Source organism: Mycetocola zhujimingii (assembly GCF_003065425.1).
In the GTDB taxonomy this organism is placed as follows: Bacteria; Actinomycetota; Actinomycetes; order Actinomycetales; family Microbacteriaceae; genus Mycetocola_A; species Mycetocola_A zhujimingii.
In genome coordinates, this window is the sequence record NZ_CP026949.1 from 1,212,490 (window position 1) to 1,226,168 (window position 13,679).

The 13,679-nt window shown below is 61.2% G+C and carries 12 protein-coding genes; 5 read left to right on the forward strand and 7 right to left on the reverse strand.

All coding sequences use genetic code 11. From position 1 onward, the window contains the following. Nucleotides 1–205 precede the first annotated feature (205 nt). Genes C3E77_RS05710 through C3E77_RS05720 form a run of 3 tightly spaced genes read left to right on the forward strand, consistent with a single transcriptional unit; the run spans nucleotide 206 to nucleotide 4,715 of the window. Nucleotides 206–1,828, forward strand: coding sequence for an SIR2 family protein (locus C3E77_RS05710; RefSeq protein WP_162924921.1), 1,623 nt, complete (start codon nucleotides 206–208; stop codon nucleotides 1,826–1,828). Further along, nucleotides 1,825–2,340 (forward strand): hypothetical protein, encoded by a 516-nt coding sequence (locus tag C3E77_RS05715; RefSeq protein WP_108390745.1) that lies wholly within the window; start codon nucleotides 1,825–1,827, stop codon nucleotides 2,338–2,340. The genes C3E77_RS05710 and C3E77_RS05715 overlap by 4 nt, the downstream gene beginning before the upstream one ends. Continuing rightward, a complete protein-coding gene (locus C3E77_RS05720; protein ID WP_108390746.1) occupies nucleotides 2,337–4,715 on the forward strand; it encodes an AAA family ATPase in 2,379 nt (792 codons plus the stop codon). Before C3E77_RS05715 ends, C3E77_RS05720 begins: the two co-directional genes overlap by 4 nt. Before the next feature lie 151 nt (nucleotides 4,716–4,866). Here the strand turns inward: C3E77_RS05720 and C3E77_RS05725 are convergent, their stop codons facing one another. Together C3E77_RS05725 and C3E77_RS05730 are read right to left on the reverse strand one after the other, a co-directional pair. Then, on the reverse strand, nucleotides 4,867–5,655 hold the full coding sequence (locus C3E77_RS05725) for an MBL fold metallo-hydrolase (protein WP_108390747.1): 789 nt from the start codon (nucleotides 5,653–5,655) through the stop codon (nucleotides 4,867–4,869). Next, nucleotides 5,656–6,180, reverse strand: coding sequence for a GNAT family N-acetyltransferase (locus tag C3E77_RS05730; RefSeq protein ID WP_108390748.1), 525 nt, complete (start codon nucleotides 6,178–6,180; stop codon nucleotides 5,656–5,658). It abuts the gene before it with no gap. A 17-nt stretch (nucleotides 6,181–6,197) separates the two neighbouring features. On the opposite strand from C3E77_RS05730, the gene C3E77_RS05735 reads away from it, so the two are divergent. Continuing rightward, nucleotides 6,198–6,761: a helix-turn-helix domain-containing protein gene (locus C3E77_RS05735; protein WP_108390749.1), complete on the forward strand. Its 564-nt coding sequence runs from the start codon at nucleotides 6,198–6,200 to the stop codon at nucleotides 6,759–6,761. 516 nt (nucleotides 6,762–7,277) lie between these two features. Next, nucleotides 7,278–9,683: an MFS transporter gene (locus tag C3E77_RS05740; RefSeq protein WP_108390750.1), complete on the forward strand. Its 2,406-nt coding sequence runs from the start codon at nucleotides 7,278–7,280 to the stop codon at nucleotides 9,681–9,683. Between the two features lie 518 nt (nucleotides 9,684–10,201). On the opposite strand, the gene C3E77_RS05745 is transcribed toward C3E77_RS05740, so the two are convergent. The 5 genes from C3E77_RS05745 to C3E77_RS05765 form a co-directional block, all read right to left on the reverse strand. Beyond that, complete coding sequence (locus C3E77_RS05745) at nucleotides 10,202–10,669, reverse strand: single-stranded DNA-binding protein (protein ID WP_234031310.1); 468 nt, start codon at nucleotides 10,667–10,669, stop codon at nucleotides 10,202–10,204. A 145-nt stretch (nucleotides 10,670–10,814) separates the two neighbouring features. Next, complete coding sequence (locus C3E77_RS05750; RefSeq protein WP_234031311.1) at nucleotides 10,815–11,588, reverse strand: glycosyltransferase; 774 nt, start codon at nucleotides 11,586–11,588, stop codon at nucleotides 10,815–10,817. Between the two features lie 153 nt (nucleotides 11,589–11,741). Further along, entirely contained in the window at nucleotides 11,742–12,080 is a 339-nt protein-coding gene (locus tag C3E77_RS15805) for a glycosyltransferase (RefSeq protein WP_108390752.1), read from the reverse strand. A 212-nt stretch (nucleotides 12,081–12,292) separates the two neighbouring features. Further along, nucleotides 12,293–12,904 (reverse strand): hypothetical protein, encoded by a 612-nt coding sequence (locus tag C3E77_RS05760; RefSeq protein ID WP_108393110.1) that lies wholly within the window; start codon nucleotides 12,902–12,904, stop codon nucleotides 12,293–12,295. Between the two features lie 76 nt (nucleotides 12,905–12,980). Next, the gene (locus C3E77_RS05765) at nucleotides 12,981–13,493 is read right to left on the reverse strand and encodes a DUF421 domain-containing protein (RefSeq protein ID WP_108390753.1); all 513 of its coding nucleotides are present in this window, start codon (nucleotides 13,491–13,493) and stop codon (nucleotides 12,981–12,983) included. Nucleotides 13,494–13,679 lie beyond the last annotated feature (186 nt).

A 13,679-nucleotide genomic window follows, 5' to 3' on the forward strand; every position in this document is an offset into this window, starting at 1 on the left:
GATCGACCGCGAGCGCTAACATAATGAGCTCGATCTGGAGACGGACCGCGTAGAGGCGGTTGTTGGTGCCCGGTGCCCCCAGTTGTGGCGACTTATGCAGGCAGACGCGATGTCGCAGCGATTAAGTACGACACAATCGAGAGACCAGTGTCACGGGGGACATGCTTTGCCAAACCTAACGATTGCCGACCTTTATGAGTCTCTGTTGCGCGATCACAACCGAGTCGTCGAGAAGGTGGCGAAGGGCTACTACTGCTTCTGGCTCGGATCCGGCATTTCTAAGAGGCGAGCAAACACTGTACCTGAGTTTCTGAAGAGCCTCCTGGAGTTTCTGGTGTCAAGGCTAGAACCGGAGGACTTGGGGGCACACCGGGTCGCTCTATCCGAGATCCTCAGCATCGCTCGCATCTACCTCGACGACGCGCATCAACTAGAAGACCTCTTGACCTGGACAGACCTTGAGTCGATCTGTGAGGCCCTAGCAGACCACTATTCGGCGGCTCTGGACGTTGATGTCGACGGCTTCCCTGCCGACTACCTGCTCTGGGAAGGCATCGACGTTGTTACCCAGTATGCAGGCCCAATGGAACCGGATATCGAGCACGTCGCCGTTGCGATGCTTGGCGCGGAGGGCGCAGCGCCGATACTGATCTCGGCCAACTGGGACCCTCTGGTAGAGCGCGCCTACGATCTCCTTTTCGGCTCGCGTGCTGATCTTCTGAAGGTTGAAGTTCATCCTGATGAGTTCCGGCCGCCACACGCTCGAACGGAGCTGGTCAAGTTTCATGGCGACGCGACGCTGGCGTCATCAGAGGAGAATCGGTACCGACCGCTCATGATCGCGCGCAAGTCGCAGATCTCAGATTGGATCACCGACCATAGTTTTCGAGCGCTTCGTGAGCGCTTGACCGGGATAGTGCGGGATCACCCGAGCCTCATCGCTGGGCTCTCGGCTCAGGACGCCGATATCCAAGCTGTATTTGGCTCGGCAGCTGACATGAATCCATGGGTTTGGCCATCCGACGCTGGCGCGGTGGTCGTGGCGTCCCCGCACCTGGGTACAGACCAGAAGCAGGTTCTGAGGCAGGCTTACTCCAGTACGTACACTCCGCACGCGAGAGATATACAAGAGGATGCCTGCCTTGGTGCCTATCCACGCGTAGTCTTCCTCGCACTGCTCGTGCATGTGTGGAGGACAAAGCTGTTCGTCGCACTCGATGGGTTCGCCATTACGACAACTGTTGGCGATGCGATTCGCGCGGGCCTCAATACCTGGGCCCTACAGATCTCGTCTGCACTCGAGGCCGACGACCTCACAGACCTACTTACGCCCATCGCTACTTTCTCTCGCGGTATTGCGCGGTTCAGGCGCGGTCAGGCAGTCAAGGGAATTTACGAGCCGCTGACCGATGGTGCAGTCCTAGAGACGTCCAACGGGCAGATGGGTCGTCCGCAAGATAGGCAACTCACTGCGCTGTCACTCGCAATCGGCGTCCTCGCTTACGGGGCCCAGAGCGGCCGCTGGAAGCTAACGTCGTCGATGTTGGATGTCAGTTCGGTCGAGCTCAACCTCACTCGTGGCGTCGAACGAAACGTGCAGACTTTCGCGGATGATGGAGCTTTCGCTGCGGCGATGGCCCGGGAAGATTTGAGCGGCCCTTTGACCGTCATCGTGAGTAGCAGCCCATTTCAGCGGAGGTCGCCGCAACATTCGGTTGGTCGCACGGGTCGGTTTATTGCAGAGCCGTTCTACCTGGATGAAGTTTCCTACACCGACGACTCAATAGATGCGATTCTGGACTCACTGGAGGGATATCTAGTCCTATGAAACTCCGAGACAAAGTAGTCGAGTTGCTCCGCACGGGCGGCTATAACGAGATGGACGATGTGCTGAACATCGGATCAGCGACTTTCCAGTTCGATTTCGTGTTCTGGACCAGCGATGCCGGCTTCAACCTCGTCCTCGGCGCGGTTCCCGGAGAAAACCTGACGCGGAAAGTCGCGGCCTTGGCGAGGGCACTCGATTACGTTGAGTCGAAAGCGTCGATTACCGTCGTGGTTGACGCAGACGCGATGAACGCCACGACGCGATCAGAGGTAAGTCGATATGCACGAGTGTTGCTTGTTCGGACGGATAGTGCTGAAGATGACCTTCGGGTCCTGTTGCCCCTTCACCTCGAACGGAGGGTCGTGAAGTCGGTGGATCCAATTTCCGTGATGCGCCGTTCAAGCGGCGACCCGCTAATTGCAGGCAGCCGATTGCTCGGCGGGTCCACCAGCGAGGAGCGGGTACGCGACGCTCTGCGCACCTTTGTCCTCGAGCCGATGGTCAAGAAATGAAACTGCGTTCGCTCGAGGTGAGCAATTTTCGAAGCATCCGCGGCACTGTCCAATGCGACCTAGACGCGTCAGTAATCCTGGTGCACGGTGCAAACGGTGCCGGGAAGACTTCGATCATGTCGGCCATCGAGTTGGGCCTCACCGGTAGCGTCAGCATGTTGGAAGGCTTTGGCGGACAATTCGGACAGCACCTCCTTCATAGTGGGGCGGCAAGCGGCGCGGTGTCGTTGTCGGTCGAGGAAGGCGGAATCAAGCGAGGCCGTATTGAGTTGTCCGCGGACGCGCGCTCCGGTAAAGCTCTCTTGGGCGCGTCACACCGTGACTTTTTGCGAGAGCGCGCCTATCTGGCCCAATCGACCATGGCACGGCTCCTTGAGACGTACGAGCAGTCCGATCGTAGAGGCGACTCTGCACTGGCTCGTTTCGTGAATGAGCTACTCGGCCTCGAAACACTCGATGCGCTGATCGCTGGCCTAGAGCCCTCGCGGGATATCCGAAGAGTCCGCAAGCTGGTCCCAGAGTTCGCTGACCTCGAGGCGGAGCTGAAATTCCTTGCGAAACGAGCGAAGGAGACGAGGGCCGAAGTTTCGAGGGTCGAGCGAGCTCATGGCGTTCTGAGCGAGCAGGTCAAGATAGCTGGTGGTGAACGACTCGACGATGTCCCGAGTTTGGGACCGACTACCGCACTGCTTGAACGGGTCAGTATCCTCACCAGTCAATTCGAGTCCCTGCAAGGGGCCGAGTCGGTTGACTTCTTGAACTTTGAAGCTCAACTTCATGCCACTAATAGCCGAATAAATGGGTGGCAGGCGACTTCGCAAGCTGCATGCCAGAACTTGCTCAAGGAAGTGCTCAAATTCGCGAACGTCCAGCTGGATTTGTCCGCCGAACCTGGTACAGCGGATAAGAGTCTGGACATTGCGGAAAATCTCATCGCTGACTTACTCGCCGGGGCCGGCGCACAGATGAGCGCAGAGCGCGCTGCCCGGTCGCGGCTGGCGGTGCTCGATGAACAGATCGACACCGCGGAACAAGGAGTGTCGGAGACGAACGCGGAGATCGCAGCTTTTGCTTTGAGATCCGATGTGGGTGCGCTGGCGGAGGCGTTGTCGACCATAGCCGCTCACCTCGACGATGACGCCTGCCCGGTTTGTGGGCGTGATTTCGGCGAGATGCACGTTGGATCACTGTCTGCGCACCTTGCCGCGCGCATCTCTCAATTGGGCACGTTGGCGAAGCGAGTAGCGACGCTTGGAGAGCGTAGGACCAAGCAACAATCTCGCCTAGACGATCTAGTCCGAGAAAAGCGACAGATTTTGGACCGCTTACAGTCCGGGGAAGCGCTCCAATCGTTAGCGTCAACCATTAGGTTCGGGAATGACTTGCTAGCGCGGATCGCCGGTGCCCGACCGGGCGCAGTGGGCGTAGCGCGCGAGCTAGCGGAACGGCAGCGATTGGAGTCGTCTCTGAGCGCTTCCCGGGCGGCGGCAGACGGGCTGAATCGGCTTCGAGGGGAATTGTCTGCTATTGGTTTTGACGCCGGTGTCGGTCTGCGGCGGGATCCGGGGCTCTCTTTCCGGGAGCAGCTTGATGAGATCCTGAAGCGAGTCGAGGGACTCCACAGGGCCGCGGACGCTCAGTTAACCGCGTTCAACGAGCGCAATAACCTAGCGCAGGCACTTGAAGACCGCGCTAGAGAAATGTCGGACTTGCACGAAGTTCGCTCCTCGATCGAAAGTCGGATCGTGGTGGCGCAGGCGCAGCTCGATGCGGCGAAGGATCGCGTTGATTCGGCAGTACGCCTCAGCAAGAGCGCGGTCGAGCTTCGAACCAGGATCGTTGAACAAGTCTTTGACTCCACGTTGAACGGAACCTGGCGAGATTTGTTCACTCGTCTTGCTCCCGAGGAACCGTACATCCCTGAGTTCGTTACGTCTGACGGACCCCGCAGTGGCGTGAGCCTCCGCGCAGTGAACAAGCGCACCAAGATGGCTGGCCCGCCTGGTCTAGTGCTGAGCGCGGGGAACCTGAATACTGCCGCGCTGACGCTATTTCTCTCTCTGAATGCGACGGCGAAGTCGTCCGTAGAGTTGCTGCTCCTTGACGACCCGGTCCAAGCAATGGACGACGTCCACGTGGCGCAATTTAGCGCACTGCTTCGCTCCTTCGCTCACGACCTAGGTAGGCAGGTTGTCATTGCAGTACATGAACGGTCGCTTTTCGAGTACTTGTCGCTTGAACTGGCGCCAGCAAGTGTCGGCGAGTCGCTCGTGACGATTGAGCTCTCGCGCGCGCCGGGTCAGGAGACTGACTTGCAGGTGTCTCGAATCGAGTATCGACCCGATCCGATTGAGGCGGGCCTGTCAGCCGCGTAGACCTCGGATCGAAGCGGGCACATTGGAGTTCTGGAGGTCCCAAGGGATTCAAATGTCCCATGTTCTTGCCGAGGAACGCTCAACGGGAACGGTCATTGGAGCGCGGGTGTGGGCGAACGCAGTAGATCTCCGCCCGGGTCGGCTCGAAGTCCTATCTGATTGTGATCGTTGCTCCCGGTGTCGCGAACTCAATATGCCCGTCGTATGCCGTTGCTGCGCGTTCGAGCGCGTCATGTGGGGTAAGAAAACGGCCCACATGTGTGACGATGAGCTTTCCCGCTCGAGCAGCCGCGGCGGTCCTCCCGGTGTCTTCGGGCGTATGGTGCACCTGAGTTTCATCCTTCGGCGCTTCGTTGCTCTCTGACTCGCACAAGAGTGCGCTGCATCCCAGTGCGAGTTCTGTCAAGTTCTCGCATGGAGCCGTGTCGCCGGAGAACACGAGCGAGGCGGAGGAGCTGGAAACACGTACGCCGAACGCGGGAATGCCGTGGGAGACGCTTCTCGTCTTCAACGCCAAGCTTCCCACTTGAGCCTCGTGTCCGTCATGAAGCTCGTGCACGTCGAAGGCGGACGCGATAGGCGCGACCGTGCTCCCGTTGGTGAGGTAGTGGGCCAGCCGCCCCTCAATGCCCGGGGGCCCAAATAGTGGCAGTGGGCTGGATCTACGGTTGTCGCTGTACATCAAGCCGTAGAAGGCTGCGAGCAAGTCGGCGCTGTGATCCGCGTGAAGATGGGAGATCCAGACTGCGTCGAGTTGCTCAAGGCTCGTGTAACGCTGGAGGGGACCAAGGGTTCCCGTGCCAGCCTCCATCCAGAGTTTTGTGGAGCCCGATTCGACGAGATAGCCGGAGCACGGATTGTCCGCGCGTGGATACGGGGTAGAACTTCCTAAAACCGTGAGGCGCAAGTCCTGCGATTGGTCATGCACGCTGATGCTCATTCAAGAAGCAATCCGTGTCAACACGGGCGCGTCGTCCAGTTTCCGTTCCATGAAGACAAGATCCAGCCATTCGCCGAACTTGGTCCCCACCTGGTGGAGCGTCCCAGTGGTGGTAAACCCGAAGCGCTCGTGCAGCTTGATTGACGCCGAGTTTCCCGCCTCAATGTCTGCCACCATCACGTGCATCCCGGCACGCTGCGCCCGTTCAAGAAGCTCCGCAAGCAACAGTGCGCCGATACCCCGCCCCCTGTGTCCAGCGGCCACATAGACAGAGTTCTCCACGGTAAACCGATAGCCCGAGCGGGATTGCCATGGACCGTAACTCGCATACGCGATCACGGACCCGTCGACCACCGCAACGACGACTGGATGCCCCGCCTTCTGCCGCTCCGCCAGCCAGGCCTCCCGATCCTCGACGTGAACGGGCTCGTCAAGCCAGATAGCTCTGGAATTGAGTATGGCTTCGTTGTGGATCGCCAGAATGGCGTCCAAATCGGAAGAAAGGGCATCTCGAATATCGGTCATGCCAATATACTAGAGCCATGTCTAACAAATTAGTCAAAACGACAGACGTCGGGGCGATCGTGCGTGAAGCACGGGAGACCCGCGGATGGTCAGGCGCCCAGCTCGCGGTAGCGGCTGGGGTATCTCGCGCGATGATCGACCGCGTCGAAAAAGGGTTGAGTAGCCCGACCACCGAGCTGCTCGGAAAGCTCTCTGCGGCCCTCGGGCTGACGATGTCTGCACTTCTCAGCCGCCAGGTGGAGATGCGCCCGGCATTGCTTCGCATTGAGGAGCGCCCCACGTGGGTGGACCCCGTAACCAATTACTCGCGAAAACAAGTGGCCTCATCCCCCACTTTCCCCGTCGACGTCACCGAGATCCGATTGCCAGCGGGCGCTCGAATCACTTACCCCGCCGCGACGTATGCTTTCACGAGGCACCTGATATGGGTCTTGAGCGGCTCCCTGACATTCCATGAAGGCAACGAGATCCACAAGCTCGCCGCCGGCGACCGCCTCGTCCTCGGTGATCCCGTCGAATGCGAATACCTCAATCGCACAACGGATGAATGCGTGTACTGCGTCGTCGTTTCCCCGCGCTAATGAGCATGCGTCGATCGCGATGCCACAGATCATCAGCCACACCCGACGTCCATACGCTCACTGTGGCTGGTTCTCTCGCGAATCCCCGCATTCCGGTCGACGATCCACGCTCCCTGCCGCGCGCAGCATCTGAGGCGGCCTCGATGTCCGCTCGAGTATCGCGCCAATGCTTGCCGAGCTCGGTCACCTCCGCGCCGGTGCCCTCGAGCGGCCAATGGTAGATCGTCTCTTTCGAAGGCTGCAGATGCGCCGCGAGCTCCTCGATGGGCGAGATGGTCCCCGAGGCTCTCGATGAAACCGCGGGCGGGTGGGTGGTCGGCTCTGATGTGCTCATGCCCCTATTAGCGCGGCACAAACCCTCTGGCAGCGATTCTCACAATTCCGTGGCTGCGACTGGACTCGTCCGCCGAGAAAGCAGTCCGCTCACCTCGCCGATATTGGTCTTGCACCTATACCCCCGGGGGGTATAGGTTTTACCCCGCCCGGGTATCTAGGCGCCGTTCTCAGGAGGAAACCATGTCCAACCATCCGCCCCTACCGTCAGCGAAACGATGGCTCGGCCTCGGCCTCATCGCCGCAGCGCAGTTCGTCGTCATCATGGACACCTCGATCATCGGGGTTGCTCTCCCCGACATACAGAGAGAGCTCGGCTTCACACCGGAGTCACTGTCATGGGTGTTCAACGCCTATGTCGTCGCCTTCGGCGGCCTGCTCCTGCTGGGAGGACGACTGGCCGACGTGTTCGGGGCCAGAAAAATCTTCGTCATAGGCTGGGTCATCCTCATCGCGGGATCGCTACTGGCCGGGGCTGCCAGCAACATCGGCATCGAGATCGCAGGCCGCGCCATCCAAGGAGCAGGGTCCGCGCTCATTGCCCCAGCCGCTCTAACGCTGCTGATGATGCTCTTTGGTGGCACGTCAGACCTCCCGAAAGCGTTCGCCATTTATGGCGCAGCGGCGCCAATCGGAGGCACCGTAGGAGTCTTCCTCGGCGGTGTGCTGACTGAGTACGCCAGCTGGCCGTGGGTGTTCTACGTCACCATCCCGATCGCGCTCCTCGTCCTCGTGCTCACGACCACCGCACTCCCTCGTACCGTTCGACGTGCGTCTGGATCCGTCGACGTTGGCGGCGCGCTCGCTGTGACGGGCGGGCTCACCGCGGTCGTCTACGCGGTTGTAAACGCACCCGCGGTGGGTTGGTTCACGGCCCCCACCCTCGGCGTGCTGGTCGCGGGCATCCTGCTGTTGGTGATCTTTCTCTCCATCCAGAGACGAAGCCGCAACCCGCTTCTCCGGCTTAGTCTGCTCAGCGCGCCGCTGCTCGCAGCCGCGAACAGCGCACAGCTTCTCCTTGGCGCGGCATGGGTATCGATGTGGTTCTTCCTGAACCTCTACCTGCAGCAAGTACTCGGAGCGAATGCCTTCGCGGCCGGCGCAGCCCTCCTCCCGATGACTGGCCTGATCGTTCTCGTTATGGTCGCGCTGGCACCACGGCTCCAAGCCAGATTTGGCGCGAAGTCGCTGATCGTCACCGGACTCCTCATGCTTTCGGCCGGCCTTGTGTGGCTGTCCTTTGTCCGCCCGGACGGCAACTATGCACTCGACGTTCTTCCCGGATCGCTCTTGGCTGCCCTCGGAATGGCGATAGCCTTCGTGCCCTCTCTCGGGACCGCTATCAATGCGGCGCCGCCCGGGGAAACTGGCGTTGCCGCAGGGCTTGTGAGCACCAGCTACCAGATCGGATCCGCGCTCGGACTCGCGGTCTTCACGGCGGTCGCTTACGGCGTCTCCGGTAGCAACCCTTCCCCGGTAGAGCTGACCCACGGCTATTCCGCAGCCTTCATCGGCGCAGCTATCCTTGCCCTACTCGGAGCAATCATTACCGCCATCACGATGACCAAGCCTTTCCCCGATAGCGCGGAGACGGCGGGGCGAGCGAGCGGCGGCGGAAACATCGAGCACGCGTCCCCGCTTACGCGGCGCACGTCTGTTCTCAGGCGTTTCTTGCGTGGCGCGAGCATTATTACCGCAGCAACTGCGGCCGCCGTGCTTACGTCAGTTGGTACAAACGCCGTGCTGGAGCAGACAGAGCGGGCGCAACTGTCGTACGGCGAACGCGTAGAGGTGGGCGATGGCGCCCTGAACGTGCACCGACACGGGACGACCGGTCCGACGGTAGTCATGCTCACCGGATACGGCACTGCATCACCCGTCGCCGACTTCGGACCCCTCATCCGCGAGTTGGATGGCTTCCAGGTCGTCGTCGTCGAGGGCTTCGGATATGGCCACGCTGACGTGGAGGCGCCGCCGCGCACCGTCGAGAACATCACCGCCGAACTCCACACCGCGCTCACCGAGGTTGGGGTCGACGAGCCATACGTGCTGATGGGGCACTCCATCGCTGGGTTGTGCACCCTCTACTACGCGAACCAGTACCGCGACGAAGTGTCGGCAGTGGTCGGGATTGACGCTTCGGTTCCCGGGCAGATGAATGGGCTCGCCGGCGCGGTCAGCCCGTTCGATCGCCTAATCGGGTGGACGGGACTGCCGCGCTTGGCCACGACGATCATGCCGGCGCTGGCTGAGCCTGATGGCGAGGAATTCACGCCTGCCGAGAGGAAGCAAATCCGCCTAATGACGGCCTGGAACTACGGCAACCCAGCGGTCACCGACGAAGCCAACCAAGGCGCTCGGAACTTTGCGGCCGTGAAGGACCTGACCTATCCGAACGACCTGCCAGTCCTTTCCTTCGTAAAGAAGGAGGGCAACCAGCCGCGCTGGAAGGAACTACACGAGATCCAGCTAAGCAACCTCGAGCACGGTGAACTCATTGAGCTCGACGGCGGCCACTACCTCCACTGGACACACTCGCCCCAGATCGCGGACGAATTCACAGAGTTCCTAGGGGAACTGAATCTATGAGTGTCCAGGCGAGACCAGCAGATAGCAACGCGGGTTCGGTTCGGGCCGCTGCAAGCGCACCAATCGTGGTCCACGTCTTATGGGTGGTCCACGTCCGAAGGCGGGAGAATGGTTGAACCATCCGAGTCGCGCGCCCGCAAGCTGGATCTTCAATGCAAGAGTGAGTGGGATGACTGGCTTCCGCGGAAGGAGTTGAGAGTCGCGTCCGCAAGACCCGTTCGGTGGAATTCCCGTTGAGCGGAGGACAAACGAATCGCACTGACCGATACCGACCCGCCGGAGCCCAGACGCGGTATGACAATTTTCGGTGCATCATTAATAGTCGGCACGTTCGGAGAAGTGGCCCTCGGCCTCCCGCCGCCGCTGGACGTCCTCAACGACGAACTGCACAAAATCCTCTTCGCGGTCGGCGATTACGACGTCTTCAACGGCGCCCGTTGCCGGTTCGCCTGGCCAGGCTGTCTGGGGCGTCCTCTAGGTCAGGCGCCGGCTCCAACCAGGGTTCGGGCACCGCGACCTCACATACCCAGCGCGACAGAGTTGGTGCGCGGCGCCACGGCCGTGCGCGAGAAGACATTGTCGACGCCGCGAGAGTGTCTATCGGTGCCCGCTGCTTCGCGGCGAGCTCGGTCTACCGAGTAGTTCGTGCGTGCGAGGTCGTGTCCCATCTTCTTTGCAACGAACTCCTCGCGTTCAAGTACTGTGCCGTCGCGCTCGACCTCAAATGTTCGCACGTAGCCCTCCGCGACGAAGCTGTCGCCCTTCGCGAACCGCCTGAGCGCCCGCTCGGCGGTGGCGCGGTAGGCTACGAGGTCGTGGAAGGTTGGCTCGAGTTCGGTGAAGCCGCCGCCATCCTCGCGACGAAAGTGGGGCTGGCCTACTCGGACGTATAAGCGCGTGTCGCCGTTCTCCGCGACCGACTGCTGTGGCTCTGATGCAATGAAGCCCGAGAGCGATTGTTGTGTGTGAAATGTCAGGGGACTCAATCTCCTGCGAATCTGGCGGACCATGATGTCCGCTCACTACGAGGTGCGCATCCCGCTCCGCCTCGAAGGGGCCGTTACCAGTCACTCGGAGTAGGAGCCACGTCGCGGGTGAGCTATGTTCTGTCCTCACTCACGTTTCTTACTTTTAATCGTCCTCATCCGCGGGCAGACGCTGAGGTGACGCCTGCATCGACGCTTCGAGTGCAGCTCGGTTCTCTTGAAGGATCTGGGCATCCGGGCGCGTGGTCCACTTCCGAAGTCTCGCCGCGTACTCCTCCCGGAATGTCAGCTCCACGATTCGCTCCGCGAGGGTGTGCGGAGCCGCGCTGCGTAGAGGCAGAGGCAGAGGCAGAGGCCCTACGCCGAGTTCATCGACACGTCGGCCCCAGAACGGCTGGTCGCCCAAAACGGGGCAAATTAGTGTGGGCTTCCCGGCGCGAAGCCCGGCCGCCGTCGTGCCGGAACCTCCGTGGTGGACGACGGCGTCTACTCGCGGGAACAGCCAATTGTGCGGCACGTCGTCGACGAAGACGTCATCCGCTGATTGAGCAGCAAGTGAGCCCCACCCGGTTGCGAGCACGGCACGCACCCCAGCTTCCCGGAGGGCGTGCAGCACGATTCGACCGCGCTCTTCAGCTTTTGCCCCGAACCCCATACTGCCAAAACCGACGTAGACGATGGGCCGCCCTGCCTGGAGAAAGCCGAGGAGATCTCTGGGCGGCTCCCATGTCGAGGTAGTTTCCCGGAACCAGTAGCCGGTGACGTGCGCCGTGGCGGGGTAGTCGCTCGGTACCGGGACAACGTGACGGCTGAATGGGTACAGCACGGGTGCACGATCACCGCCCCGCATCGTCAGGTAGTCGCTGAGGCGGCTCATCCGCGGCAGCCCCAGCCGTTCACGTCGGAACCTGTTGATCATGTCGCCGTACGCCAGCGCCGTGAAACGGTTGAACTGGTATGTGAGCCGGTTGACCCGCACGGAAGCGCGCGCGCGAGAAACGGTATGGGAAAGGCATTCGTCGGCGTAAGAAACGGAAGCGGAAGCGACGCAACAAAAGGAACACCCAGCCGTTCAGCGAAATGAGGTCCCCCCCAGAGCTTTCGGGTGCGCGGCAACGATGGTCGGACGGAACCGTTGGGCAATCTCCCACTGTTCGTCGAGTGACGTACGCATCGCCGCAGACATCTGTCGAGCAAGCGTCAGGGCCTGCGCCGGACCGCTCAGCTCGCTCATACCGGCGCGCATGACCCGGTCCATCGCGGTCGCCATTGGTTCGAACTTGACGCCGAAGGAGACGGCGCCTCGGTACGGTTCGGGGGCCGCAAGCATGGCAACGTGGCCGGACGTGCTGAGTCGTTCGGCGAGGGCGGCGAACGGGTCGATGTCGCCTCGGGTGCCGAAGGTGAAGATGAGAACTCACATTGCTGAATCCAATCGTCGATTACTCGCCGACCAGGCTTCCCGGCACTCCCAGGCCGACTCTAAAACGCAGGGAGGTCAACGTTACGCCCGGGGTTAGACTGCGAAGTGCGGCCCACGCCTCGACCGGCGCTCTGGATACCCCCGTCCAGATATTGGTGGCTGGGGATCAGGGCGAACTCTTCGGGAGGGCTCGCGGCGATTCAACCGGGACGGTCTGCGTTTTGCGCGGCTGTTCCCCTGAGGAAGAACGCCCCAAGCGTTCCTGCCAGGGTGGCGAATACGGCCACGGAGTAGAGCGCGAGAAGGATATGGATAACGCGTGGGAAGCCGTCTGTGGGAGTGAGCCCCGTACCGGTGACCGTGGTGAGCGCCGCTTCGTAGAGGGCATCGGCGTAGTTTTCGTAGTATCCGCCTGCATACAGGAGCTGACTCGAACCGAGCGCCACTACTGCCGTCACGGCCAGAAGCCAACCGATCCTGCTGCTCAGAAGTCGCCCCGCCGAACGCGTTCCGCGGACGCTCGCCGAAACGATCCCACCCATACGGCTGAGGCGAGCCACTCGAATGAGTCGCAATCCCTGTAACGCGCGGAAGAACCGGAGGAAGGGCACGAGCAGGAAGACCACCTGCCACCAGTTCCGTCTCCAAAACGCTCGCTGAAACCGGGCGATATACGCTCGCAGAAGAAATTCGGCAACGAAGACGCCCCAGAGTAACCACCCGGCGACCGACAGCCCGGTCAGAATTGCATCGTCTGTGGCGAGGAGCTGACCCAGGATGACGAAGAGGAAGACCACTCCGAGTATGCCCATGGGCTTGTCGAGGGACCGAGCGAACAACTCCGCTCGAGTGAACTCCTCGTCTTGATCGGCGAGGTCTTTCGGTACATCAGGGATGGCTGGTCACTCCTTCCATCGCCGATCCATCTCCGTACTTGTCGGAGGTGATGACGCTCATCTTGCCGTTAGTTTCGAGAATGACGGCCGCGATCTGCGAAAGGTCTCCACATCCGCTTTCCCGAATCGCCTGATGGATTTCGGACGTGGTGAGCCGGTTCCGGCGCATCGCGTCGTCCTGCAAAATTCCCTCGCGCAAGAGCACAACTGGCTCAGCGGCGATGGCTTTCCGGGCGCGCGGCCAGCGAGTGGAAATCCGCGCCACCAGGAATTGGAGCAGGGCGAGCATCGCGAGGGCAGCGAACCCTTCGGCCCACGCGACGTCGGAGCTGAGGAGAATCGTTGCCAGCGTCGAACCGAGCGCGACGGTCACGACGAAGTCGAAGGCGTTGAGCTGACTGAGGGTCCGTTTCCCGGACACCCTCAGCACCACGACCACCGTCAGATAGGAGGCAGAACCCACGACTAATATCCGGACGATGTCTGCCCAGGAATCAAACCACATGTGAACGTCTCCTCGGTACTGCCCGATTTGTGAGCGATGACGAGGTGCCGTCGCCGTAGGGAGACAGTACGCTGGCTCGCCGATTCGGGACAGGGGATTGCACCCAACCGCGGTTCGAGCCCGAGGTGCGCAACTGCTTGCCCCGCCATCCAGCCTGTGGGGTATTGTCCGAAAGATGATTCCCAC

Coding starts and splice junctions, on each gene's coding strand:
- C3E77_RS05715 (WP_108390745.1), top strand. CDS start 1,825: ATGAAACTCCGAGACAAAGTAGTCGAGTTGCTCCGCACGGGCGGCTAT.
- C3E77_RS05720 (WP_108390746.1), top strand. CDS start 2,337: ATGAAACTGCGTTCGCTCGAGGTGAGCAATTTTCGAAGCATCCGCGGC.
- C3E77_RS05725 (WP_108390747.1), bottom strand. CDS start 5,655: ATGAGCATCAGCGTGCATGACCAATCGCAGGACTTGCGCCTCACGGTT.
- C3E77_RS05730 (WP_108390748.1), bottom strand. CDS start 6,180: ATGACCGATATTCGAGATGCCCTTTCTTCCGATTTGGACGCCATTCTG.
- C3E77_RS05735 (WP_108390749.1), top strand. CDS start 6,198: ATGTCTAACAAATTAGTCAAAACGACAGACGTCGGGGCGATCGTGCGT.
- C3E77_RS05740 (WP_108390750.1), top strand. CDS start 7,278: ATGTCCAACCATCCGCCCCTACCGTCAGCGAAACGATGGCTCGGCCTC.
- C3E77_RS05750 (WP_234031311.1), bottom strand. CDS start 11,588: ATGATCAACAGGTTCCGACGTGAACGGCTGGGGCTGCCGCGGATGAGC.
- C3E77_RS05760 (WP_108393110.1), bottom strand. CDS start 12,904: ATGGGCATACTCGGAGTGGTCTTCCTCTTCGTCATCCTGGGTCAGCTC.
- C3E77_RS05765 (WP_108390753.1), bottom strand. CDS start 13,493: ATGTGGTTTGATTCCTGGGCAGACATCGTCCGGATATTAGTCGTGGGT.